Here is a 23357-nt window from a genome sequence, read left to right as displayed (position 1 = left end):
TAGCAGACTGCTTCCTGTGTCTAACATTGGAAGCAGTATTTTTTTATGCTTAGCAACCATCAAAGCCTAATAGGCATTGTTTAATTCCAAATATCCTCAGCAATCTCGACCACATGGCGCAATTTTGCCCACTGCTCTTCTTCTGTCAGCAAGTTACCTTCTTCAGTTGAGGCAAATCCACATTGTGGGCTTAGACATAATTGGTTCAAGTCGACATAACGGGAAGCCTCTTCAATTCGCCGTTTGATTTCGTCCGGTTTTTCGAGTTCAGCAAACTTAGAGGTGATCAGACCAAGGACAATTTGCAAGTCCTTCCGTTTGACATAACGAAGCGGCTCAAAGCTGCCAGAGCGTTCATCATCAAATTCTAGAAAAAGGCCGTCAAGATTTAATCCATCGAAAATGGTTTCTGCGGCGGCTTCATATCCGCCTGAGGCCACCCATGTTGACTTAAAGTTTCCTCGGCAAATATGCATGGTCACTGTCAAATCTTCAGGTCGACCGTCAAGTGCTTGATTGAGCGTGTCAGCGAACGATTGCCGCAATTCGCCAGGCTCTTGACCGAAGGCTTTGATTTGCTCATGACCCTGTGCTGAGAAAAAGACGGACCATGCTGTATCATCAAGTTGTAAATAGCGGCAACCAGCATCATAAAATGCTTGGATAGCTTTTTTATAAGCCTGTGCGACATCGTGGTGAAATTCATCTAAATCTTGATAGACACTTTCTTCAAGTTTCCCTCTGAAAAATAGCATATTTGGACTTGGAATTGTCATTTTTGCAGTATGCGATCCAACAATACGTTGGAGAAAGCGATAATCATCAATCATTGGATGATTTGTAAAATCAAGCTTGCCATTCACTTTGATCCCATGCGCTTTTGTTTGGATATGATGAAATTGAATTCCGCTTTCTGTTTGATAGCCTTCCACACCATCAAGTCCTTCAAGAAAATCAAAGTGCCACCAAGCCCTGCGAAATTCCCCATCAGTTACTGCTTTTAGTCCGATTTCTTGTTGTTTTTTGACAATACGTTTAATCTCTTCATTTTCGATGTCTCGTAATTGTTCGGCACTGATCACACCTGCTTCTTTTTGCAGACGAGCTTTTTTAATACGTTCAGATCTTAATAGGCTTCCGACTTGATCGGCTCGGTATGGTCCTTGTTTCATTTGTTATCCCTCTTTCTGTTTGACATAAAAAGCCCTTCCTGATAAGGAAGAGCTTGACCGGCAATCTCTCCCTCATCTCCAAGAAACGCAATAAACGCTCCTATCAGGATTTAGCACCATTCTGTCTCAGACAGCGGTTGCCGGGTTTCACAGGGCCAGTCCCTCCACCACTCTTGATAAGGAAAACTTTTTTATGTATTTTTTTAATTGTTTTAATATTAATACTTTTTGTAAAAATGTCAATAGATTTTGTTATAAAACTTTCTGAATGCTCGTTTTTGTGGTGACTCGCTCAAGATGTATTCTCGTCTCACAAACATTAAATAAGATACACATTTTTTCATTTTTTAACTAAAAATAGCAACCATTAACCGCAATGATCAGTCTAAACAAGTGTACTCGCTTCACGAAGCGGGAAGGATAATGAATGACACATTTAAGGAGGGTTTTGTTATGAGTAAAAAATCGTGTTTAAGTCTTTTGGTGATTGGGGTTTTGTGTTTCATGATGTTTGCTGGGATGGCACCTCTTTCAGCTCAAGCGGAAAATAACAATAAACCGATTGTGACAAGTCATATATATCAAAACGTGCAGAAGTTGAAATATCCCCAAGTGAAAAACATCGGCAACACATCTTTGCAAACGATGATGAATCAAGATTTTAAAAATTATATTGAACTGTCATACCAAGATGATTTGAAAAATAAACAAGACGGTGAAAAGCACGGCTATAAAACGGATTATCAAACCTCTTTTCATGTGAAATATGTGACTGACCAACGTTTAAGTATTTTAACGGAGAATTATGTTTTTTCAGGAGGGGCACATGGTTTAACAGCGGTTCGTTCGTTTAACTATGACCTTCAATTACAAAAGCGTGTCTATCTGACAGATCTGTTGAATACAGCTTCAAAAGTAGAAAAAACGAAGGATTATATTTTCAACTATATTCAAAAACATCACGAGATTTTCTTTCCGGATGTGAGAAAGAAAGATATCATTTTAAATAAAGGAACGGCATTTTATTATACAAAAACCGGGATTGCCATCGTGTTTCAACAGTATGATGTAGCACCGTATGCTGTTGGAAATCCGGTTGTCCATGTTCCAAAATCTGTTTATCGTTAAGTAGCAGTCCGCTACAGAGCGGACTGCCTACTTTATCTTGCTTTTTCCTCAAACAACTTCGCAATTTCCACAACAACATGAACAGCTTTCACCATATGATCAACAGAAATGTATTCATATTTTCCATGGAAATTCCGCCCCCCTGTAAAAATGTTCGGGCAAGGCAGACCCATATATGAAAGTTGGGAGCCGTCTGTTCCGCCGCGGATCGGTTCGATGACAGGTTTGATATTCAGATTTTTCATTGCTTGTTCGGCAATTTCGATAATTTCTTTAACCGGTTCAATTTTTTCCCTCATGTTGTAATATTGGTCATTCATCTCAACGATAATGTTGTCTTTTCCGTATTGTGCTCTTAGGTTTTCAGCAATTTTTTCTATGGTTGCTTTTCTTTCGTTAAAAGCATCTTTGTCAAAGTCTCTAATAATATAGTGAAGCTTTGCTTCTGAGACATCACCATTGATTGACAGCAGATGATAAAAACCTTCATAACCTTCCGTCAATTCAGGCGTTTCTTTTTCTGGGAGCTGCGCGTGAAACTCCATGGCGATTTTGGCGGCATTCACCATCTTGCCTTTTGCTGTTCCTGGATGAATGCTTCTTCCTTTGCAGGTGATTTTCGCTGAAGCAGCGTTAAAGCTTTCATATTGTAATTCACCAAGGGCGCCGCCATCAACTGTATAAGCGTATTTGGCATGAAATGCTGTGACATCGAATTTGTGCGGACCTCTGCCAATCTCTTCGTCAGGTGTGAATGCAACTCTGATGTTGCCGTGTTTGATTTCAGGATGTTCAAGTAAATATTCCATCGCTGTCATGATTTCAGCAACGCCGGCTTTGTCATCGGCGCCGAGCAGTGTCGTTCCGTCTGTTGTGATCAGTGTCTGACCTTTATAATGAGCGAGATCAGGGAAATCTTGAGGAGAGAGTGTGACACCTAGTGCTTCATTGAGAACAATATCTTTTCCATCGTACTGTTCGATGATCTGTGGATTGACATTTTTTCCGGTAAAATCTGTCGCAGTATCGACATGAGCCAAAAACCCGATTGTTGGTACAGACTTGTCTGTATTAGCGGGAAGTGTTGCCATGACATAACCATTTTCATCAATCGTGATGTCCTCCATCCCAATTTTCTTTAGCTCTTCAACAAGCATCTTGGCGAGTGTCAGCTGACCGGGTGTCGAAGGGCATGTCTCAATGTTTTCATCTGACTGAGTGTCAACTTTTGCATATGAAATCAACCGTTCAATCAATTTGTTCTTCATGTTTCCTTCATCTCCATTTGTTGGTTTTCATGTTTATCTTATCATGCACTGCGAGGGAAATCTGCTGTTTTGAAACTTTTCTCAACTCTCACCTCTCTAATGATTGAAGGAGGAGCAGCAGTGAAACAGATGAAACTCGTAAAAAAAGCAGTCGCAGGGCATTCACAAGCGTTTGAAACGCTTTTCCAAATGCACAGTAACCAACTTTATCGGACAGCTTATTTGTATGTAAATCATAAAGAAGATGCACTCGACATTTTACAAGAGACCGCATATCAAGCTTTTATCTCGATTTCTCAGCTAAGACACCCCGAATATTTTTTGACATGGGTGACAAAAATTTTGATACATCAAGCATATGCCTTGTTGAAAAAGAAAAAGAAAGTTGTCTTGATTGATTCACCTGTAAGAGACCTTGGACAAGATCAAGAAATGCCTGTAGATGACAGAATGGGCCTACTTGAAGCTGTTCGACATTTACGCCAAGAATATCAAACAGCTATTATTCTTTTTTATTATCATGATCTGCCGATTTATCAAATTGCTGAGGTGATGAGTGCGCCAGAAGGGACCATCAAAACCTATTTGAAAAGAGCGAAACTTGAATTAAAACAATTATTGACAGGAGGAGAAGCCGAATGGACAAAAATCGATTCAAAAACGAAGTAAACCAGATTCATATTCCAGAAAAAGAGATTTCTGAATCGATATCAGCAGGTATAAAAAGAGCAAACCAGGAAAAAACGCGGCGCCCAAACCGTATTAAGCGTAATATTTTCATTTCTGGAGCTGCAGCTATCCTTCTTCTCGGAAGCGGTTTTATTTCTCCTACTATACAAAATGTGTTGGCCGATGTTCCATTGTTCGGGAAATCATATCAAAAATTTCATGATTTTATTGGGCAAAATTTAGTGCAAGCTCAGCAAGTTACGGAGCTGAATCAAAAAGCGTCATGCAATAACATTGATGTGACAGCGACAAGTGTTTATTTCGACGGTGGTGTTATTGGCATGACATTTAAGGTTAAAAGTGATACAAGAAAAGATTTGGATGATGAACGACTGAGTCTTGAATCCACAGTATTTAACGGTGGACGTAAATGGGAAATAGCTTCTGTGTCAGATATGAAAAAAACAGATGATGGCTATATCGGCTACATTCAAATCGGTTATCCTGATAAAGAAATCCCTGATCAATTGACAGTGCCAGTCACAATAACAAGCATTAATGGAATTAGGGGGAAGTGGATATTTAATATTCCAGCTAAAAAGTTGCCATATCGCACTGTGAAATTTAAGCAAAACAATACTAGTGATCAAATTAAGCCTAAAAGAGTGGTTATTGGTAAAGAATCGACTGTTATCGACTACGTGGTGACCAAATCTCCATACGAGGGTGTAAGAATTGATGAAGTGACAGATGATAAAGGGCGGGAAATTCCCTATTTTATGGGTAATCAAAAACTTAAAGAGCCAAAAAGAGTAGGAAACAGTGTTCAGCAAGAGATGCGGGTGATCTTAGGAAAGGTAGACAAAGATACAAAATATTTAAATATTAAAGCGGACACTCATAAAGGTGACTCTGATAAAACCTTACCTCTTCAAAAAACGCCTGCCGTTTTGAGCGCAGATCACCATGACTTTAAAATTGCCGTTGATCAAATAAAGAAAAACGGAAACAAATTAGTTGTCGATTACCATTTAAAAGATATGAATCGATCAATAATAGATATTGATAGTATGAAAGAATTTTTAGATACGATGTCACTAATTGATTCGGCTTATCAAACCTATGAAGAAGCACCTAATGGACATAGCGTAAAAGGTAATGTTACAAAAGTACTCGATAAGAAGAAGCTTCGTTTTCAATCCGTCTTTACGATAGACGGTGAGAATTTCAGTCTCGACCAAAATTCGTTATATGTTCAATTTGGTTATTTAAGCGGCTATATTCCGAATGTTCCGCTAAAGCCGGTGAAAGTAAAATTAACAAAATAACAAGTGATGGGCCTCTAAAACGAACTTTTTTGGAGAGCCCATCGTTTTGTTCCTCAACACTCTGTGTCTATGCCCATCATTCTGCAAACTCACTACCCTTTCCATTCGTGTAATAATAGCAGCGGTGTTTTTTAAGTCTTGCACTTTTAAGCTTTTTTCAAATAAGTGGTGCAACCTAGTGGTTTTTGAGAGGTTTTTCATTCCATGACACGATATAAACGAAGGCGTACCGAGCTGTTTTTCCATCAAGACATATCGATGTCAATGTCAAACCATGTTGAAAGATAGAAGTCATGTTTAGCGGAGAGCGATCAAAATCTAAAATGAGTTATTGTTCTAGGAATACAGCGCATGTCCCTCTTCAGCAAGAATTTCCCGGAAAATCTGATATTTCTTTAATTGCCTAAAGCAGTGGTGAGTCATTTTTTACAGCTGTTTGCGAATGACACTTGGTAAAGATGGTGTACGAGGCGGATTTTTATTCTTTTAAGAATCAGTAGAATCTCTTTCGGGGGTTAAAGTGAAAAGCAACTCGTTGTTTTAACTTCATTGCTTTTCACCTGTTGGAGGGTCTTCAAAAATATAGCCATGCCCTCTGACTGTTTTAATCCATTTTGGATGGCTTGGGTCTTTTTCGATTTTTTCCCGAAGCCGGCGCACATGAACCATAACCGTACTGTCACCATTATAAATTTCTCCCCAAACATCCTGATATATCTTTTGTTTGCTTAATAATTGATTGGGATGGTGACAAAAATATAGTAATAGTTTAAACTCCTGTGCCGGACACTCAATCCTTATTCCATCAACGATGAGTTTTCCTGATGTTTCATCAATTTGAAAATCTCCAAAATGATAAGAAGATTTCAATGGTGGAGGTGTAAACTTTTTCAATCGCTTCAACTGGACTTTTACACGAGCCACAACTTCAAGGGGATTAAAAGGTTTGGTAATGTAATCGTCGCCACCATAGCTAAACCCTTGCAGTTTATCTACAGCAGATGTTTTGGCGGTAAGAAACAGAACAGGAATATTGGTAAATTGGCGAAGCTGATTGCAAATGGTGAATCCGTCTGAGTCAGGAAGCATGACATCAAGCAACACGATATCTGGTTGCTGCTTTTTTAACAGCAAAAGTGCTTCCTCTCCGGTTTTTGCATTTAAAACACCAGAGAAGCCCTCATTTTCAAACACAACATTTAATAGATCTAAAATAGATTCGTCATCATCAACGATTAAAACTTTAAATTGTCCAAGAGAATGATCCATTTTATGACCTCCATTAATATTACGCTTTCATTTTTACATGAATGAGTATGTAAAGAAAGAATTGAGGCAATAAATTAATAGGATGTTTAGTTTTCTTAAAATTCTTACTTTTGAAAGGGGTTAAAAAGTCATAATCTGGCTATTTAAAGATCTGATGATCCTTTGCAGAGGACAAGCTATTACTCCACTTTCTACCCATTAAATTCCATTTAATGTTAAAAGTGTGTGAAGCTTAAACAAAAGTGACAACACTTTTTCTGTTCTGTTTATTTAGGTCTTGTTTCAGAAATAGTTTAGGATGCATGAGGGCGAGGAACAAAATATTGTATTAATAAGAAAATGAGTGGGTTAGTGAGTTGGAGATGAAAAAGGGGTGTGCTGAAAATGGTTTGCATGAATGAAAATCGCTTTCTGCGAGCCTCCTCAAAGCAAAGCTCGTTCCTTGCTCCTGCGGGGTCTTCGCCTGGCTCGCTGTTCCCACAGGAGTCTCGCAACTCCCCCATGATCCATGTTGTAAGGGATTTTTTAGACAGCCTCAACAATGAGATAGATTACCTGCCTCCTGTTATTTGATCATCATCAGATAGAATACAATGGTTTTAGATTGTCTTCTATCCTTGGACACTTCTAGTAAGTTTTTTTTACGATGGGATATCGTATACAGAAAAATAACAAGGATCTAACATATAGTGAGATCCTTGTTGTGCCGTTTCACTTGAAATAATCCGGTTTATGAATGATAATCTGTTTGTTGTTCTGACTGATCACACCTTCACTACGGAGTTTTTTCAAGACGACGCTTACCGTTTCACGGGAGGTACCCGAAATTTTGGCGATTTCTGTTGCGGTGATCGGACAACTGACAATGATTGTGTCTTTTTCTTTTTGACCAAGGTTTTCGGTAAGATAATAAAGGCCTTGGATGACTCGATCATGTGCATGGGAAAGTGTGATTCGCTTCAGTCGTTCTTCGTGAAGAGCCAGAATATCTGATAATTGATTGAGAGCATCAAAGAGCAGTGTTGGATTGTCTCGTATAAGATCCTCGAAAATGTTCATGGGAATATAGTAGAGTTCAATATCTGTTAAGGCTTCAGCGGCATAATGATAGTGTTCATCACGAAATAAGCCTCCGAATGGAAAGAGCGTATGAGGGCGTATGTAGTCGATGTAAAACATCGATCCGGTATCATTTGTATTTTCTAGTTTAATAAATCCATCAAGGAGAAGATACATCCGTTCCCGGGGGTCTTCTTCCATAAATAAGATCTGGCCTTTATGATAGGTACGCCAATAAATAAATTGTTTCATATCTTCCAACTCTTTATCACTCAAGGAAGCGAATAAAGAAAATTTCTTCAGATGATGTACGATGTCTTTGTTCTTCATATTAAACTAATCACCCTTATTCATTTCATATGATAATCGTATACAAATTAATATTACTATGTTTTAACGACAGGCAAAAGGAAGAACCCTTTAAAGGGTCTTCCTTTTTAATACTTAAGCTTGTTCAACAACGGTACCAGCGTTGCCTTTAAGCGCTTCTTTGGCCTGTTGCAGGGAGGTAATAATTGTTTTGTTTCCTCTTTTTATTTCGGCAAATTGTAGTGCTGCTTTTACTTTAGGTAGCATACTTCCTTCAGCAAATTGTTTTTCTTGTATATACCCTTTTAATTCTTCAGTTGTTACATGTTTAAGCTGCTTTTCAGTCGGTTTTAAATAGTCGACTGCCACATAATCGACACCTGTTAAAATAATGAGTTCGTCTGCTTGAACAAGCTCTGCTAATTTGCAAGCGGCAAAGTCTTTATCGATAACAGCGTCAACACCGCAGATTGTGTGATCTTCTTCGAGGACAGGGACACCACCGCCTCCTGCTGCAATTACGATATGACCATTTTCAACTAACTGATTAATAATGTCATATTCGAGAATGGAGACCGGAATAGGTGATGGTACGACACGACGCCAACCTCTTCCAGCATCCTCTTTAAAGACGATATCGCCATTTTGACTGTTCATCAGTTCTTTTGCTTCATCTTCACTGTAGAAAGGTCCAATCGGTTTTGTCGGATTGCGGAACGCCTCATCATCGCTGTGGACAGCAACACGGGTAATGACAGTTGCTGCATGCTTGTTGATCCCTTTTGCTTTAAGTGCTTTATCAAGGGCGTTTTGCATCCAGTAGCCGATCATTCCTTGTGTCATCGATACGCAAGTTTCCAGCGGCATCGCTGGTGTTTTCGGTGAATCGGCTTCTTTTTGCTGAATCATCAAGTTGCCGACTTGCGGGCCGTTTCCATGTGTAATAATTAATTCGGCACCACTGTCAATCATCTCAGCTATATAGTTGGCTGTTTCATCTAAGGCCTGTTGCTGTGCTTCAGCACTAGCATCGCCCGTTTGTATAGCATTTCCGCCTAATGCGACAACAATTTTTCTCTTTTTCATGTTTGAACACCTCTACTTCTGAAGTTATGTTAAATTGTAATGCCTCCCGTTGCTAGTTCTACGATTGCGATGATAGCTAAGACGAAAATGACGATCGCAACGATTAATTCAGCCTTGTTAAATAATGGACCTTCTTTATCTTTACGAACGGCTCTGAATACTAAGATACCTGGTGCGTATAAGATCATTGTTAAAAGCAAGAATTCAAGCCCTGCCGCATAGATGAGCCAAACTCCGTAAACACTAGCAATTACCCCGACGACCGTGTTTTTGACTCGGTCAGGTTCTTTATTGATCCAGCTGTATTTAAGCTGATACAGTCCAGAGAATAAGTACGGGATTAATATAGCTGACGTTGCTAAGGAAAAAGCAAACTGGTAAGCAGCATCTGAAATGAGAAATGTCAGCAAGAACAGTTGAATGATTCCATTTGTTAGTGTCAGTGCATTGGAAGGAGCACCATTTTTATTGACTTTGCCAAACCATTTCGGAAAGTCACCTTCCCTGGCAGCAATCAGTGGTAGCTCTCCGGCGAAAAGTGTCCAAGCTAACCAAGCACCTAATACAGAAATAATTAAGCCGATGTTGATGAAGGCTGCTCCCCACTTACCAACGATATGTTCCATGATTCCAGCCATTGAAGGGTTAGAAAGACCGGATAAATCCTGTTGATTCATGACACCGAGAGATAGCATTGTAATCATGATGTATACGGCTAGAACACTAATTAAGCCAATAACAGTCGCTTTTCCGACATCACTAGATTTTTTGGCCCGGCTTGAAAAAAGGACGGCTCCTTCAACACCTATAAATACCCAAACAGTGACTAGCATTGTGCTTTTCACTTGTGAACCGATTGAACCGAGGTTCAATCCTTTACCCCAGAAATCTTGAGTGAATAAGTCAAGATTAAAAACAAAGATAATGGCAATGATGAATGCGAAAATTGGAACAAGTTTTGAGATGGTTGTAATTAAATTAATCATGGCAGCAGATTGCACACCGCGAAGAATCAAAAAGTGTACGCCCCATAAAATAATACTCGCACCGATAATTGAAGCTAAATTCTGACCATCTCCAAACGTTGGAAAGAAATAGCCGATTGAACTGAATAGTAGTGTTCCATATGCAACATTGCCAAGCAGGGCTGAGAACCAATATCCCCAGGCACTGTTAAATCCCATGTAACGACCGAATCCTTCCCGTGCATAAGTAAAGATTCCACCGTCTAAGTCAGCCCTTTTTGTCGTAAGATTTTGGAATGAGAGGGCTAGAGCAATCATGCCGATTCCTGTAATGATCCATCCGATAAGAATCGCTCCTGCTCCTGCTTGAGAGGCCATGTCACTTGCGAGGTTAAAGGCTCCTCCACCGATCATTGATCCAATAACAAGCGCGATTAATGCGAACAGACCCAGTTTATTTTCTTCCGCCATTTTATTCACCTCATTTGGGTTAAGGGTGGAAAAGGGAGTATTTCCCTTTTCCGATTAGCAAAGATCGCCAAGAGTTGCAGCCATGACAGCTTTGATTGTATGCATGCGGTTTTCCGCTTCATCAAATACTTTAGAATGTTTGCTGCGGAACACTTCATCTGTTACTTCCATCTCTTTAAGACCGTATTCTTCATAGACATTTTGTCCATATTTTGTATTAAGGTCGTGAAAAGCTGGTAGACAGTGAAGGAAGATGACATTGTCATTTCCAGTTTTCTTCACAAGTTCCATGTTGACTTGGTAAGGTTTTAGTAAATTAATTCTTTCAGCAAATTTGTCTTCTTCACCCATGGAGACCCAGACATCTGTGTAGAGCACATCTGCTTCGGCAACGGCTTCATCTGGATTGCTTGTAACTGTAATTTTTCCACCGGATTCTTTTGCAAATGTTTTTGCCATTTCAACGATTTCTTGGTCAGGGAAAAGACTTTCAGGTGAACAGATTCTCACGTCCATTCCGACTTTTGCTCCACCGATGAGCAAGCTGTTGGCAACGTTGTTCCGTCCGTCTCCGATGTAAGTCAGTTTGATGCCTTTTACATGTCCGAGGTGTTCTTTAACAGTCATAAAGTCAGCAAGCATTTGTGTTGGGTGCCACATATCAGTTAACCCGTTCCAGACAGGTACACCTGAATGTTCTGCAAGTGCTTCAACCTTTTCATGTTCAAAACCGCGGAACTCAATGCCATCAAACATTCTTCCAAGAACTTTTGCAGTATCTTCAATCGATTCTTTTTTACCAAGCTGAATATCGTCTTTTCCGAGATATTCTGGGTGAGCACCAAGGTCGATACAAGCTGTTGTAAATGCACAACGTGTTCTTGTTGATGGTTTTTCGAATAATAATGCAATGTTTTTTCCTTCTAAATAACGGTGTTTAATGCCTTGTGCTTTCTTTTCTTTTAAATCTTGGGCAAGATTGAGTAAATAAAGAATTTCTTCTTCTGTATAGTCTTTTTCAGCTAAATAACTTCTACCTTTTAAATTCATTGATTTTTCCATCGATATATCTCTCCTTCATTTCGAAATAGTGGGTTAGCGTAAATCTTCACGGTAAATAGGCATGCTCATGCAGCGTGGGCCCCCACGACCCCTTGAAAGTTCACCGCTAGGAACTTCAATGACTTTAATTCCTTGCTCTCTTAGGCATTCATTAGAAATGTAGTTTCGGTCATAAGTGACGACAACTCCAGGAGCAATGGCAAGTGTATTTGAGCCGTCGTTCCATTGTTCACGAGCTGAAGCAATTTCATCTCCGCCACCACAGAGGATTAAATTCACATCTGAAAGACCAAGTGTTTTCTTCAGTACAGCAGGAAGGTTGTTTTCTTCAGTAATTTGAATGTCATCATCGGTTTTTCCACGTTCAAGAACAAAAATCCGCATGTTGCCATCAGGTCCCAGAATCGCTGGATGTATTGTAAATTGATCGTGATCAACCATTGTAAATACAGTGTCTAGATGCATAAAAGCTCTGCTTTTTGGAATTTCGACGGCAAGTACTCGTTTGATTTGATCTTGGCGTTTAAATAGATTGCGTGCGATCCGTTCAATTGCTTGAGCAGAAGTACGTTCAGAAACTCCAATCGCAATTGTGTCATGGCTTATAACTAGTTCGTCTCCGCCTTCAATATTGAATCTGAAGTCGCGATCGAGCCAGACAGGGATATCGTGATCTTTAAACCTTGGATGGTGTTGAATAATATACTGCATAAATAAAGACTCTCTCCGACGAGCGGGTTCTTTCATTTTGTTAATACTAAGTCCATGTCCAATTGCAGCTGCTGGGTCTCTTGTGAAGTATAGGTTTGGCATTGGATCTAGATAAAATGGATAATGATCTTCCATTAACTCATGTAAGTGAGTGCGTGTTCCCCGTTCCAATTCGTTTTTGCGGATACCGCTCATGACACGTTCGACCATTGATTCGGTATCAAAAGAAAGTAAATAGTCTTTTAATCTTTGATAAGCGCCGTTTAAGTCGGCTTTGCTTTCTGTTAAGAGTTCGTTAATAAATTGTTCGCGAATAGACGCATCATGTAAAGCTTCTGTTGTCAGTTGCTCTAAATAGAGAACTTCTACTCCTTCATTTTCAAGGGCTTTTGCAAATTCATCATGTTCTTTTTGAACGGCTGGTAAAAATGGAATATCATCAAAAAGCAGGCGTTCTAGATATTCAGGTGTGAGGTTTTCTAATTCACGTCCTGGCCGCTTTAACATGACTGTTTTCAAAGTGCCGATTTCTGAATAAACGTTAATCGGTGTTGCCATGATCATTCCGCCTCCTAAAAAGCTCTTTTTGTTTACATGTATAGATTAATATAGTCAGACTTTCTAAGTTGTGAAAGCGCTAACAGTAATAATGTGATATATTTCACATATTATTTGATAGAGTAAAAATAAAAGTGAATAAATATGACTCTATCGACATGATTCCCTATTAGACCAAGGTTGTAAACGTATAAAGTATGTATATTTTTCAGCGAAAGTTTTTTTGAAATTTTTTTAGGAGAATAAAGAAGAAAATAGGCAAACAAAAAAAGCTGAGCAAATGAATAGTTCAGCTTTTCAAGGTCAGCATAAGTGTTCATAGAATGTTTGCGCCATTTCTGGTGTTGGGGAGATGACAAGGCATGTATCATTTCCGCATATACAGCCAAGCATTTCAGGTTGATCTAGTTTATCTAGAAGAACACCAATCGCATGGGCATTTCCCGGCATTGTTTTGATAACGACTAAGTTTTCTGTCCTTGTCACTTGTAAGACAACATCTGAAATTCTATCTTTTAGAATTTTTGAAGGATTAAGTGGTAAAGAAACATTTGTATGATAGACTAGTTTTCCATGTTCATTTAGTTTCTTCACTAAATACATCTCTTTCATATCCCTTGAAATGGTAGACTGTGAGGCTGTCACACCACGGCTTCTCAAAAGCTCAACTAGCTGTTCCTGAGTTTCAACGGGATGTTCAAGAATCGTTTGTTTAATGATCCATTGGCGTTCCTGTTTTTTCATTAGGGAGCCTCCCTTTAATAAGCACGTCTATCTTTATTATATGCAAATCCGTAATAGATACATAGACGCTATTTTACAATAAATCAAATAATATTTGTCATACATTGATTTTTTCATATCCACGATACTATTTATTGTTTAAGGGGTCTTTTGATCTATTCCATAACAGAGTCTTTATACCCCTTCTTCTATACACGGCGATAATATCAAAGCTTTCAGATCAGCTGTTTCTAACAATTTTAAGATAAAAAAGATAAACAATACTTTAGTACGATTTGATAAAAGTATAACTTCATTATAATTAAACGAAAAGGCCTGTAAAAAGAGGTGAAAATAGTTGGATTCAAATCGTGTGATCGCTTTAGCACAAGAATATAAATCTGCCGCTGATGAAGTGAAAAAATCCGAATTGCATCTATTAAACCGCTTATCAGCGAATGCTGCTTCTTGGAAAGGAAAGACGCGGGAGCAATTTGACAGTGACTTTGAACAGTCAAGGTCCGCATATCAGCAATTTGAAGCTGATCTGATTGAAATTAGCAATGAGTTGATGAAAGCGGCAACGAAAATTGAACAAACAAAAGCTGAAATACTGAGAATCGAAAAGCTTGAAGAAGAGAAGAAGAGATAATGAATAAGGAAGGAACGATCTGATGGGTAAGGAAATTCTAGTTGAACCGGAAAAGCTTGAAAGTTTGGCTAATGATTTTGTTGCAGAGCTGACGGACATGGAAAAATTGCATCGTGATCTTAATCTTAAATTAAGTATGATGAAGATTAGTTGTGATCCCCGTTACATCACTTGTTTTTCAGAAGTAGGGGATGCATGGAGCAGCGGACATAACCTTGTTAGCAAACTTGATGATCATGAACGTTATATACGCCATACAGCTGATCAGTTCGCAGAGCAGGACAATATTTTGAAAAAGTTATATAACTTATATGATAATTATGGTACATTGACGGCTATGACCGGTGTTGCTCTTAAACAGCTTAAATATTATGGACTCGGGTTTACAAAGTTTGTGATAGACAGTTCTGGGTTGTATTCCGTTAGCCATACCAAGTTGTTAATGGACCTTTCCAAACTGATTGATGAGTCAAAGTACAGCAGAGTTGCACGTGTTTTTTTAAGTCCAAAGTATTTATTTAAACATTCAGATCTCCCATTTGCTGATTTGGTACATAAAAGATTTACAAAATACTTTCCTCAAGATGCAGCCGATTATGCAAATAAACTCAAAAGTTTTGCAACCGGAATGATAGATGATGCTGGAAAAGCAACAACATTTAAAAGCGTTCTGAAAGCCGGAGGCAAGTTTGCTAAAGGAAATGCGATTACGGCTGCCTTGATAACAGGAGCAACGGAAACTGTTGGAATGGGTCTGAAAATTTCGGAGAATTACAATAAATATGGGGATAACCCTGAAGTATTAAAAAGAGAAAATGCAAAAGCAGTCGGAAATGCCGTCAATAATACAGTTTGGATTACAGGCGGTTCTGTCGCCGGAGCGGTTATAGGTGGGGCGGTTGGAAGTTTAGCAGGACCTGTGGGGACTGTTGTAGTAGGGGCCATTGGCTCTGCAGTAGGAGGCTTTATCGGAGAAAAAGCTGCAAAACTTACAGCTGGTTTCGCTGAAAAAACAGCCTTGCTGTTTAAAGAACCGATTCAAGCTGGACTGGATAAAGCAAAAAAAGAGTTTGAACTGGTAGGCAAAGGTGTTCAGGCTTTTAATAAAGGTGTGGATACCGTTAATGAAGGTATTCGTAAAGGTTTTAAGCAGGCAAAAGAAACGGCCGGTTCTCTTGTATCTAGTGCAAAAAACTTCTTTACAAGTAAGCTGTCGTTCGGTTAAGGAGAATAGAGATGAAGACATTAAAATTAAGTATTGAAGAACTCATTTTTTGTTTTTATAGTGAAGGTTTATTTGAGCAAGGAATATCGCTGAAACAAGCATATTTTCCCGAGATGACTGAAGATCAGCTTGAATCTGTGTTTGAGATTTCTTGCCGCTCACTCTTGGCAAAAGATGTACTGGAATATAAAAATCATCAGTATCGTTTAAGAGAAATGTTCAAACCATTTATCCAAGTGATGAATCATGCCGATTATACCGTGAAAGTAGCAAAGTTTACCGATGAAGGAGAAGAAAGCATTTCTTATCACATGGCCTCTAGTGGGATTTTTGCTCACTCATTGTCCTATAATCAGCAGGTTCATCAGATCAGCTTTCTGCAATCGAGAGAAGAAGTGATGGATCTCATTGTTCAATTTTTAAATATAAAAGAGAAGTCCGAACAAGCTACCTTTACTTTACAACAGGATCAATTTGAACAATTATTAAAAGAAGCCAGTGAAGAACAAGTGGATGGCGGTATTGTGAAATGGGAGAACAAAAATCCTCACGCTGCGCGTCTATTTCAAGACCTTGTTTCACGTCAAGGAAAAATGGATAGCATCATGCTGATTGAATATGACCGCAATAATACTCCAGATGTAAAAAATATATTGTTTGTAGTCCCTGGATCTGATCATACATGGCTAGCTATGGGGAGTGCAAGAAATGAGTTTTCGATTATGAATGCTGAAAAAGAGAAGCTTCGTCATATGATTAATAGAAAAAGTCATTTTCCAAAATAAAGGAGGCTATCGCTTTTGGAACAAACGAATATACAACCGATAAAAATTAAAAGCCGGATGCTTTTTAGGATATGGGGATTTTTAGGCTCAGCGGGTATCGGTTTAGTCGGGTTATGGCTTTTGATTGAAGCATTAAAATTTGAATCGAAATACTCGATTTTTTATCTTGGCGGCGGATTATTGGGTATCGTCTATGGTTTAATTACATTTCTTATATTTTGCCCTGCCTTTACTAAAAAAGGCGATGTCATCTTCAATATTATAGAAGGAAAAGATGGTCGTCTGTTTTCAGGAAAAAAGTATGTTGATATAAAAGATATTAAAAGGATCAGAATGGGACGGCATCGTTACAGTTTTAAAGGGATTTTCTTGATGGATATACTGATCGAGACACATGAGAACAAAGTGGTACGGATTCCAACATACAACATCCTTCCAGAACCGGAGTTTTACAAAGCGGTAGAATTGCATATTTTTCCGTATTTGACTGAAGAGGCTCGAGAGGATTGGATTAGTCAGTTTACAGAAGTGCAGAGAAAAGCGTATTTAGAGAAGTTTCATCAGAATACTTGAAAAGAGCATATCATGTTAAATTCGAAATTGCTGATACCTCAGCGTTTGTCAATGTGAAAAGGGTGTCCAATGGTCAAAGAATTGACTTATTGGACACCCTTTTCAATTTTTATTTCGTTAAATCTATGGTAACTTCATTTTCTTTACTGCCACTGGACGGTGTATAAATCAGTTTGAAGTTTTTCTCAGTCATTTTTGTCACAAAAATGACTTTGCCTTTAGTTTTTCTGCCAGGTGATAAATAGTTAACTGAAAACCTTTTGTTGTCTGGTAATAATTTATAACCTGTTACTGTCTCGTAAAGTTTGTTACTCCCACCTTTTAATTTGAAATATCCTGGAGCAACCTGAAGTTTTTTCTTGGAATTGTTTTCTTGTGTGATGTCAACAAGAACATACTGTTCATCTTTTTTTAGTTTCAACAGTGAATCATCAAAATTTTTGAACGAAGGAGTGGAATTAGGGTCAATATATTGGGCGTCACTTATTACTTTTTCTACGTTTGTCACGATAAAAGTATTTTCAATATAGCTACAAACAGCCTTTTCACCTAATTTATAAGTTTTCTTTTGCTCTTTCTTTTCTTTTTTAACTTCTTTAACTTCTTTAATTTCTTTAACTTCTTCAGTTTTATGTTGATGTTTACTTTCAGCATTTGTACTGCTGTTGGATTGACCGCAAGCTCCGAGAAGCAGGCCAAGAGATGTTAAAGTCGATACCAATAATAACTTTTTCATAGATTAAGTCCTCCAAGTTTTTCAAAAAAATTTTTACTGTTTTATGTTAGTTAATATGACTGGGGGTTTAAATAGGTCGTTATACTCATTTGTTCCATTACTACTGTTAGAAGAGTTAAATGTCAGCTAAAATAAGATAGACTGTGAAACTTTTTAAGGTATCCATTCGTCTTAGTAGAAGCGATATAGTGAGTTTGCTATAATACAGTTGATTATTGCATTGAGTTTTTGGAGAAATGTTGCTTCTGACATTGCTGTCATGAGCAGACACCGACAAAATAGGATAAAAAGGTAGAGGTTATAATGAAAAAAATAATATCTCATAAGCTAAGCTTTTTTTTGTTAGCTGTTGTTCTTGTATGGGCTAAAACCTATGCTTCTTACTTATTAGAATTTAATTTGGGCGTAAAAGGCCTCACACAGCAAATTCTTTTATTTATTAATCCATTCAGCTTTACCATTGTTTTATTGGGTTTGGGTCTATTTTTAAAAGGACGTCGTTCCGCCGTATGGATTATCATCATAGATGCTGTGATGACATTTGTTTTGTACGCAAACATTATGTTTTATCGCTTTTTTGACGATTTCTTGACGTTTGCAAATCTTAAGCAAGCAGGAAATTTAGGAAATATGTCTGACGGTGTTTTCAGTATCATGGCTGCCCATGACATCATCTATTTCCTTGATTTGGTGATATTAATTGCGTTATGTGTGAAGAGACCTCAACTGAAGGCTTCACAACTGAAAAAAAGATGGGCTGCTACGCTTGTACTTGCTGGTGTTCTTTTATTCTATATTAACCTTGCAGTTGCCGAAAAAGATCGTCCTGAACTTCTCACAAGAACATTTGACCGAAATTACATTGTTAAATATTTAGGACCATATAATTATACGATTTATGATGGGATTCAAGCTGCGCAGACAGCAAGCCAAAAAGCGTATGCAAGCAGTGATGATTTGACAAGTGTTGTCAACTTTACAAACTCACACTATGCTAAACCGGATAAAAAGTATTTTGGTATTGCTAAAGACAAAAACATTATTAAAATTCATTTAGAAAGTTTCCAGACGTTTTTGATTGATTATAAACTACATGGAAAAGAAGTGACGCCATTTTTAAATAAATTGGCACATGGAAGCCATGACATGATGTATTTCGATAATTTTTTCCATCAAACAGGACAAGGTAAAACGGCAGATGCTGAACTGATGATGGATAATAGCTTGTTTGGTCTACCAGAAGGAACGGCTTTTGTAACAAAAGGACAAAATACGTATCAGTCCTTGCCAGCTATTTTAAATCAAAAAGAAGGCTATACAAGTGCTGTGTTGCACGGAGACTATAAGTCATTCTGGAATCGTGATCAAGTATACAAACAAATTGGCTATGACAAGTTTTTTGATGCTAGTTCGTATGACATGTCAGAAGAACACCTTGTCAACCTTGGTCTAAAAGATAAGCCATTCTTTAAAGAATCCATTCCAATGCTAAAATCGCTGAAAAAGCCGTTTTATGCTCATTTAATGACACTAACACATCATTATCCGTTTATTTTGGATGAGAAAGATGCAACCCTTGAAAAAGGAACAACAGGCGATAGCACTGTAGATGGGTATTTCCAAACAGCCCGTTATCTTGATGAATCATTGGAACAGTTCTTTAAAGATTTAAAGAAATCCGGCCTATATGATGACTCTGTCATTGTGATCTACGGGGATCATAATGGAATTTCGGAAAACCACAACCGGGCGATGGAAGAAGTATTAGGTAAAGAGATTACACCATATCAAAATGTGATGAATCAGCGTGTACCGCTAATGATTCATATTCCTGGCCAAAAAGGTGGAGTGAATCACACGTACGGCGGAGAGGTTGATGTCATGCCGACACTCCTTCATTTACAGGGGATTGACAATAAAAACTATGTCAACTTTGGAACAGACCTCTTTTCCAAAGAACATGATGAAACAGTTCCTTTTAGGAATGGTAACTATGTGACTCCGAAATATACGCTGATTGATACAACCGTATATGACACAAAAACAGGAAAAGAGATAAAACCAAACAAAGAAACAGAGAAGTTAAAAACACAGGTGTCAGAACAGCTAGACCTGTCTGACCAAGTTCTTTATAAAGATTTATTGCGTTTCCATAAACTAAAGGATTTCAATCCGGTTGATCCATCTAAATATTTTTATGGGAAAGAGAAAGGCAATGAGTAAATGAAAGAGCGTGTGTCCAATTGTGGACACACGCTTTTTTTATGTTTAACAACATGTGGTTCTAAAAGCATAAATGTCAGGATAGGTTGATATATAAGAGGTAAATGTGATTGGACAAGATAAAGAAATGATGGGAGTGAGAAAGTTGACGGTGTTTGATTATTTTTTTAAACTACATCCTTTAAAGATTCCAGAAGGTTGGACGGTGAAAAAAAATCATCTCTATCAAAAACCGATTCGAGGTTATCATCATAAGTTACTCATATTAGAGAATGGAAAAAATGGGAAAATCGTAGAGGTTGAGTCTGCTAAAGAGCAGGTTTATGTGATGAAGACATTAAATGCTGACCAAAAGCTTGTCAATCAAATGACTGGAATCCATTATGATCAGTTAGCCGAAAGACTAGAAGAAGTGATATGGAAAGAAGGTGGTCAAGCAAAAAGCCTTACTCATTTGCTAAGACTAAGAATTCCAGAGGGTTGGACGGTGTTATACCATAGATTAACAGATACTAACCCACTTGAGATAGACCTTGATAGTGAGGTTTGGAAGTCTGAATTTAAACAAGAGCTAATGCAATTGCAGCATGATGATTTGATATTAGATGTGAAGTGGATTCCTGCAAGTGATCCGTCCGGTCATTATGCCGTCAAACTGATATATAAAGGTAATTGGGAACAGCCCGATGAAGATTTTTCTTGCATCCATCCGAAGGAATTAGCTTATGAAATTGACTCCATTTTTAAAAAAGTAGGAGAGCAACAAAATATCAAATCATAATCATGCCAGCCACCAAGGCTGTTTTTTTTAGTTGCTCTATTAAAATACAGGACTTTTTTCATTTATTTATAGATTGACATACAAAACCTCATTGAAAAAGAGTCTAAAGTAATGTAAAATTAATTCTGGCCAACTAAAAAAGGTGTTCTGGAGACGTTTCTGCTTCATTATTGAATTGGAAAATTATAACTTGCATCAGTACATAAAGTTATGATCTTCCATGACAGTAGTCGATTTTATTCATATAGGAGAAAAAATAGATGGAATATTTTTTGAATTATTACCCAATTGCGATGATTCTGCTAACTTTTGTTAGTTTTTTCGGCATTAAAATAAGCTCTCGCTTCAAAAAGATGTTAATCATCATTTGTCTTATTACAAATGGTGTTTACATTGTTTGGCGGTTTGGGTTTACTTTGCCAACTGCAAGTCCTGCAGATGTGACGATGGGAATTATCTTGGTTGTTACCGAACTGATCGGATTTTTGCAGCTGCTCGTCTTTTATACACTTATTTGGAAAGAGAGGAAGAGAACGCCTATTCTGTTGGGTGAGAAAGATCATTGGCCAAGTGTTGATATTTTTATTGCCACTTACAATGAGGACCGAAATGTGTTGAAGAAATCAGTCGCAGGTTGTCTAAAGCTTGATTACCCGAAAGAGCTTGTTAACATTTATCTTTGTGATGATGGAAAACGTAAAGATATTAAAAAATTAGCTGAGAAATTTGGCGTTCATTATTTAACAAGAAAAACGAATGAACATGCAAAAGCAGGTAACTTAAATCATGCCATGAGTTGTACAACGGGTGAGTTGATTGTTACATTAGATGCCGATATGGTACCACTGCCGTCTTTTTTAAAGAAAACGGTTGGTTATTTTAAAGAAGAAAAGGTGGCTTTTGTTCAAACACCACAAGCTTTCTATAATGAAGATCCATATCAGTATAATTTGTTCTCAGGAACTAATATTCCGAATGAACAGGACTTTTTCATGCGGAGACTACAGGCTGGGAAAGACCGTTTTAATGCTGTGATGTATGTCGGTAGTAATACTGTGTTTAGAAGAACGGCTTTAGATGAAATTGGTGGATTTGCTACTGGAGTCATAACGGAGGATATGGCAACGGGAATGCTGTTGCAAACAAAATATGAAGCTGCATTTGTCGGTGAAGTACTCGCGGTGGGTCTGGCCCCTGAAACTTGGACCGATTTGCTAAAACAGCGTGACCGCTGGTGTCGTGGAAATATTCAGTGTGGTAAAAAGTGGAATCCTCTGTTATTAAAAGGGCTGACACCGATGCAACGGATTCTTTATTTTGATGGTATTCTGTTTTGGTTTTTCGGTGTCTTTAAAATGGTATATATTTTAGCGCCATTGTTGTTTTTGTTATTTGGTATTCACAGTTTGAAGACGAATGTTTTTGAAATCACGATGTTTTGGCTACCGGCGTTTTTGAGCTCTTATCTTTCTTTTAAATCTGTTTCTGACAAGCAACGAAGTATGAGCTGGAGCCATATTTATGATACGTCCATGGCGCCGCATTTGGCGATGTCTGCTTTATCTGAATTTATTTTTAAGAAGCGGTTTGACTTTAAAGTAACACCTAAGGGAGTTCATACTGATCAACGTAAATTCAGGTATACTACGGCTTATCCGTGCGCTATTTTGTTCGCTTTGACAATTGCTGCCCTTGGTAAAACTCTTTATGACTATTTAGTCCTAGGTACGTTTGATATCAATATTACGTCATACAACCTGTTTTGGGTTCTGTATAATGCAATAGGTCTTTTACTTGCAATGCTTGTTGCCTTTGACAGACCGAGATTTCGTAGCTCTGAACGCTTTATGATGAACAAACCAGCGGCTTTCTCGACAAGTCAGACAGATCAAGAGCATCAATGTGAACTGGAAGATTTGAGTGATACAGGAGCCCGTGTCAGACTGCCATATACAGCTGAAGCAGCTGAGTATTATCAAGTGGACAACCTCATCATTGATCAAGTCGGAAAACTGCCAGTGCAGGTAATTTGGACAACGAAAGATGGAGATGATATCGAAATCGGTTTGCGATTTAAAGAATTGGATTCGGAATCATATGTTAATTTAATTGGCTATATGTTTACTGAACAAAATGCCAAAAAAGCTGATCGGGAAAAACGAGCTAATACATTTTCAACCGTTATGCGCTTTTTGATGAAAACAGAAAAAAACCCTGAAGCTTTTAAAAGAAAGTATATTCGTGAAGCGTTCGAAGGAAAGGGAACACTGTCGATTTCAGGTGAAGATTCCTTGAGCGAGATTGCGATCAAAGACATTAGTCCGTCGGGCTGTCAAATTGAAACAAATGTACCGCTTGAAATGGATGGGAACGTTTGGATTACCTTTGATGATCAAAACCTCGGACAGAGATTGGCACTTGTTTGTTGGACGAAGAGAAAGAGAAAACGTTATACAGCGGGATTAAAATTTCTAGATGAACAACCCAATGAGAAACCAGCATGATATAAAGTGAGACCCGAAAACAATTCGGGTCTTTCTTCATGTTTCATAGACTCAGGAAGATGAAAAAATGGTAAAATCATAGAGGTGACATAGAGAAGAA

20 protein-coding genes and 1 riboswitch are annotated in these 23357 nt (G+C 38.1%); of the genes, 10 read left to right on the top strand and 10 right to left on the bottom strand.

Annotated features, from left to right (window positions below; genetic code table 11):
• Positions 1-80 precede the first annotated feature (80 nt).
• Entirely contained in the window at positions 81-1172 is a 1092-nt protein-coding gene (locus PDT38_RS10890) for a 5-methyltetrahydropteroyltriglutamate--homocysteine S-methyltransferase (RefSeq protein WP_270801365.1), read from the bottom strand.
• Between the two features lie 69 nt (positions 1173-1241).
• A riboswitch (SAM riboswitch) is annotated at positions 1242-1355 on the bottom strand.
• Positions 1356-1625: 270 nt separating this feature from the next.
• Here PDT38_RS10890 and PDT38_RS10885 point away from each other — a divergent pair.
• Positions 1626-2300, top strand: coding sequence for a DUF3298 and DUF4163 domain-containing protein (locus PDT38_RS10885; RefSeq protein ID WP_270801363.1), 675 nt, complete (start codon positions 1626-1628; stop codon positions 2298-2300).
• Between the two features lie 32 nt (positions 2301-2332).
• Here the strand turns inward: PDT38_RS10885 and pepT are convergent, their stop codons facing one another.
• On the bottom strand, positions 2333-3568 hold the full coding sequence (pepT, locus tag PDT38_RS10880) for a peptidase T (protein ID WP_270801362.1): 1236 nt from the start codon (positions 3566-3568) through the stop codon (positions 2333-2335).
• Between the two features lie 99 nt (positions 3569-3667).
• Here pepT and PDT38_RS10875 point away from each other — a divergent pair, with 99 nt between their 5' ends.
• Both PDT38_RS10875 and PDT38_RS10870 read left to right on the top strand, forming a co-directional pair.
• Entirely contained in the window at positions 3668-4237 is a 570-nt protein-coding gene (locus tag PDT38_RS10875) for a sigma-70 family RNA polymerase sigma factor (RefSeq protein WP_270801742.1), read from the top strand.
• A complete protein-coding gene (locus PDT38_RS10870; RefSeq protein ID WP_270801359.1) occupies positions 4207-5565 on the top strand; it encodes a DUF4179 domain-containing protein in 1359 nt (452 codons plus the stop codon). Before PDT38_RS10875 ends, PDT38_RS10870 begins: the two co-directional genes overlap by 31 nt.
• A 546-nt stretch (positions 5566-6111) precedes the next feature.
• Here PDT38_RS10870 and PDT38_RS10865 read toward each other — a convergent pair.
• From PDT38_RS10865 to PDT38_RS10835, 7 genes are all read right to left on the bottom strand, one after another.
• Positions 6112-6834: a response regulator transcription factor gene (locus PDT38_RS10865; protein ID WP_270801357.1), complete on the bottom strand. Its 723-nt coding sequence runs from the start codon at positions 6832-6834 to the stop codon at positions 6112-6114.
• A gap of 711 nt (positions 6835-7545) precedes the next feature.
• Complete coding sequence (locus tag PDT38_RS10860; RefSeq protein ID WP_270801355.1) at positions 7546-8223, bottom strand: Crp/Fnr family transcriptional regulator; 678 nt, start codon at positions 8221-8223, stop codon at positions 7546-7548.
• A 114-nt stretch (positions 8224-8337) separates the two neighbouring features.
• Complete coding sequence (gene arcC, locus PDT38_RS10855; RefSeq protein ID WP_270801352.1) at positions 8338-9288, bottom strand: carbamate kinase; 951 nt, start codon at positions 9286-9288, stop codon at positions 8338-8340.
• 29 nt (positions 9289-9317) lie between these two features.
• On the bottom strand, positions 9318-10724 hold the full coding sequence (arcD, locus tag PDT38_RS10850) for an arginine-ornithine antiporter (protein WP_270801350.1): 1407 nt from the start codon (positions 10722-10724) through the stop codon (positions 9318-9320).
• Positions 10725-10778: 54 nt separating this feature from the next.
• Positions 10779-11786 carry an ornithine carbamoyltransferase gene (gene argF / locus PDT38_RS10845; RefSeq protein ID WP_270801349.1) on the bottom strand — a complete coding sequence of 336 codons (1008 nt, stop codon included), beginning with the start codon at positions 11784-11786 and terminating at the stop codon, positions 10779-10781.
• Positions 11787-11819: 33 nt separating this feature from the next.
• A complete protein-coding gene (arcA, locus tag PDT38_RS10840; RefSeq protein ID WP_270801347.1) occupies positions 11820-13055 on the bottom strand; it encodes an arginine deiminase in 1236 nt (411 codons plus the stop codon).
• Between the two features lie 303 nt (positions 13056-13358).
• Positions 13359-13799 carry an arginine repressor gene (locus tag PDT38_RS10835; RefSeq protein WP_270801345.1) on the bottom strand — a complete coding sequence of 147 codons (441 nt, stop codon included), beginning with the start codon at positions 13797-13799 and terminating at the stop codon, positions 13359-13361.
• 337 nt (positions 13800-14136) lie between these two features.
• Between PDT38_RS10835 and PDT38_RS10830 the strand changes: the two genes are divergently transcribed.
• From PDT38_RS10830 to PDT38_RS10815, 4 genes are read left to right on the top strand one after another with little or no spacing between them, the layout of a single operon-like run.
• On the top strand, positions 14137-14430 hold the full coding sequence (locus PDT38_RS10830; protein ID WP_270801343.1) for a WXG100 family type VII secretion target: 294 nt from the start codon (positions 14137-14139) through the stop codon (positions 14428-14430).
• A gap of 22 nt (positions 14431-14452) precedes the next feature.
• Positions 14453-15655, top strand: a complete 1203-nt coding sequence (locus PDT38_RS10825) for a hypothetical protein (protein ID WP_270801339.1) — start codon at positions 14453-14455, stop codon at positions 15653-15655.
• A gap of 11 nt (positions 15656-15666) precedes the next feature.
• The gene (locus PDT38_RS10820) at positions 15667-16440 is read left to right on the top strand and encodes a hypothetical protein (RefSeq protein WP_270801336.1); all 774 of its coding nucleotides are present in this window, start codon (positions 15667-15669) and stop codon (positions 16438-16440) included.
• A gap of 15 nt (positions 16441-16455) precedes the next feature.
• Positions 16456-17013 (top strand): YfjD family protein, encoded by a 558-nt coding sequence (locus PDT38_RS10815; RefSeq protein WP_270801333.1) that lies wholly within the window; start codon positions 16456-16458, stop codon positions 17011-17013.
• A 109-nt stretch (positions 17014-17122) separates the two neighbouring features.
• On the opposite strand, the gene PDT38_RS10810 is transcribed toward PDT38_RS10815, so the two are convergent.
• Positions 17123-17749 carry a DUF4352 domain-containing protein gene (locus PDT38_RS10810; protein ID WP_270801330.1) on the bottom strand — a complete coding sequence of 209 codons (627 nt, stop codon included), beginning with the start codon at positions 17747-17749 and terminating at the stop codon, positions 17123-17125.
• Positions 17750-18052: 303 nt separating this feature from the next.
• Between PDT38_RS10810 and PDT38_RS10805 the strand changes: the two genes are divergently transcribed.
• From PDT38_RS10805 to PDT38_RS10795, 3 genes are all read left to right on the top strand, one after another.
• Positions 18053-19972 carry an LTA synthase family protein gene (locus tag PDT38_RS10805; RefSeq protein WP_270801328.1) on the top strand — a complete coding sequence of 640 codons (1920 nt, stop codon included), beginning with the start codon at positions 18053-18055 and terminating at the stop codon, positions 19970-19972.
• A 106-nt stretch (positions 19973-20078) separates the two neighbouring features.
• Positions 20079-20753 carry a hypothetical protein gene (locus PDT38_RS10800; RefSeq protein WP_270801326.1) on the top strand — a complete coding sequence of 225 codons (675 nt, stop codon included), beginning with the start codon at positions 20079-20081 and terminating at the stop codon, positions 20751-20753.
• Between the two features lie 260 nt (positions 20754-21013).
• Entirely contained in the window at positions 21014-23257 is a 2244-nt protein-coding gene (locus PDT38_RS10795) for a glycosyltransferase (RefSeq protein WP_270801324.1), read from the top strand.
• The last annotated feature ends 100 nt before the right edge of the window (positions 23258-23357 follow it).

This window comes from Bacillus changyiensis, assembly GCF_027706145.1.
Lineage (GTDB): Bacteria > Bacillota > Bacilli > Bacillales > Bacillaceae > Bacillus > Bacillus changyiensis.
This window is presented reverse-complemented; position numbering and strand designations above follow the sequence as displayed.

What these genes read in the sequence shown, in the direction of transcription:
- PDT38_RS10885 (WP_270801363.1), top strand. Translation starts at nt 1,626, where the DNA reads ATGAGTAAAAAATCGTGTTTAAGTCTTTTGGTGATTGGGGTTTTGTGT.
- PDT38_RS10865 (WP_270801357.1), bottom strand. Translation starts at nt 6,834, where the DNA reads ATGGATCATTCTCTTGGACAATTTAAAGTTTTAATCGTTGATGATGAC.
- PDT38_RS10820 (WP_270801336.1), top strand. Translation starts at nt 15,667, where the DNA reads ATGAAGACATTAAAATTAAGTATTGAAGAACTCATTTTTTGTTTTTAT.
- arcD (WP_270801350.1), bottom strand. Translation starts at nt 10,724, where the DNA reads ATGGCGGAAGAAAATAAACTGGGTCTGTTCGCATTAATCGCGCTTGTT.
- arcC (WP_270801352.1), bottom strand. Translation starts at nt 9,288, where the DNA reads ATGAAAAAGAGAAAAATTGTTGTCGCATTAGGCGGAAATGCTATACAA.
- argF (WP_270801349.1), bottom strand. Translation starts at nt 11,786, where the DNA reads ATGGAAAAATCAATGAATTTAAAAGGTAGAAGTTATTTAGCTGAAAAA.
- PDT38_RS10805 (WP_270801328.1), top strand. Translation starts at nt 18,053, where the DNA reads ATGAAAAAAATAATATCTCATAAGCTAAGCTTTTTTTTGTTAGCTGTT.
- PDT38_RS10835 (WP_270801345.1), bottom strand. Translation starts at nt 13,799, where the DNA reads ATGAAAAAACAGGAACGCCAATGGATCATTAAACAAACGATTCTTGAA.
- PDT38_RS10860 (WP_270801355.1), bottom strand. Translation starts at nt 8,223, where the DNA reads ATGAAGAACAAAGACATCGTACATCATCTGAAGAAATTTTCTTTATTC.
- PDT38_RS10825 (WP_270801339.1), top strand. Translation starts at nt 14,453, where the DNA reads ATGGGTAAGGAAATTCTAGTTGAACCGGAAAAGCTTGAAAGTTTGGCT.
- PDT38_RS10875 (WP_270801742.1), top strand. Translation starts at nt 3,668, where the DNA reads ATGATTGAAGGAGGAGCAGCAGTGAAACAGATGAAACTCGTAAAAAAA.
- PDT38_RS10795 (WP_270801324.1), top strand. Translation starts at nt 21,014, where the DNA reads ATGGAATATTTTTTGAATTATTACCCAATTGCGATGATTCTGCTAACT.
- PDT38_RS10810 (WP_270801330.1), bottom strand. Translation starts at nt 17,749, where the DNA reads ATGAAAAAGTTATTATTGGTATCGACTTTAACATCTCTTGGCCTGCTT.
- PDT38_RS10870 (WP_270801359.1), top strand. Translation starts at nt 4,207, where the DNA reads ATGGACAAAAATCGATTCAAAAACGAAGTAAACCAGATTCATATTCCA.
- pepT (WP_270801362.1), bottom strand. Translation starts at nt 3,568, where the DNA reads ATGAAGAACAAATTGATTGAACGGTTGATTTCATATGCAAAAGTTGAC.
- PDT38_RS10890 (WP_270801365.1), bottom strand. Translation starts at nt 1,172, where the DNA reads ATGAAACAAGGACCATACCGAGCCGATCAAGTCGGAAGCCTATTAAGA.
- arcA (WP_270801347.1), bottom strand. Translation starts at nt 13,055, where the DNA reads ATGGCAACACCGATTAACGTTTATTCAGAAATCGGCACTTTGAAAACA.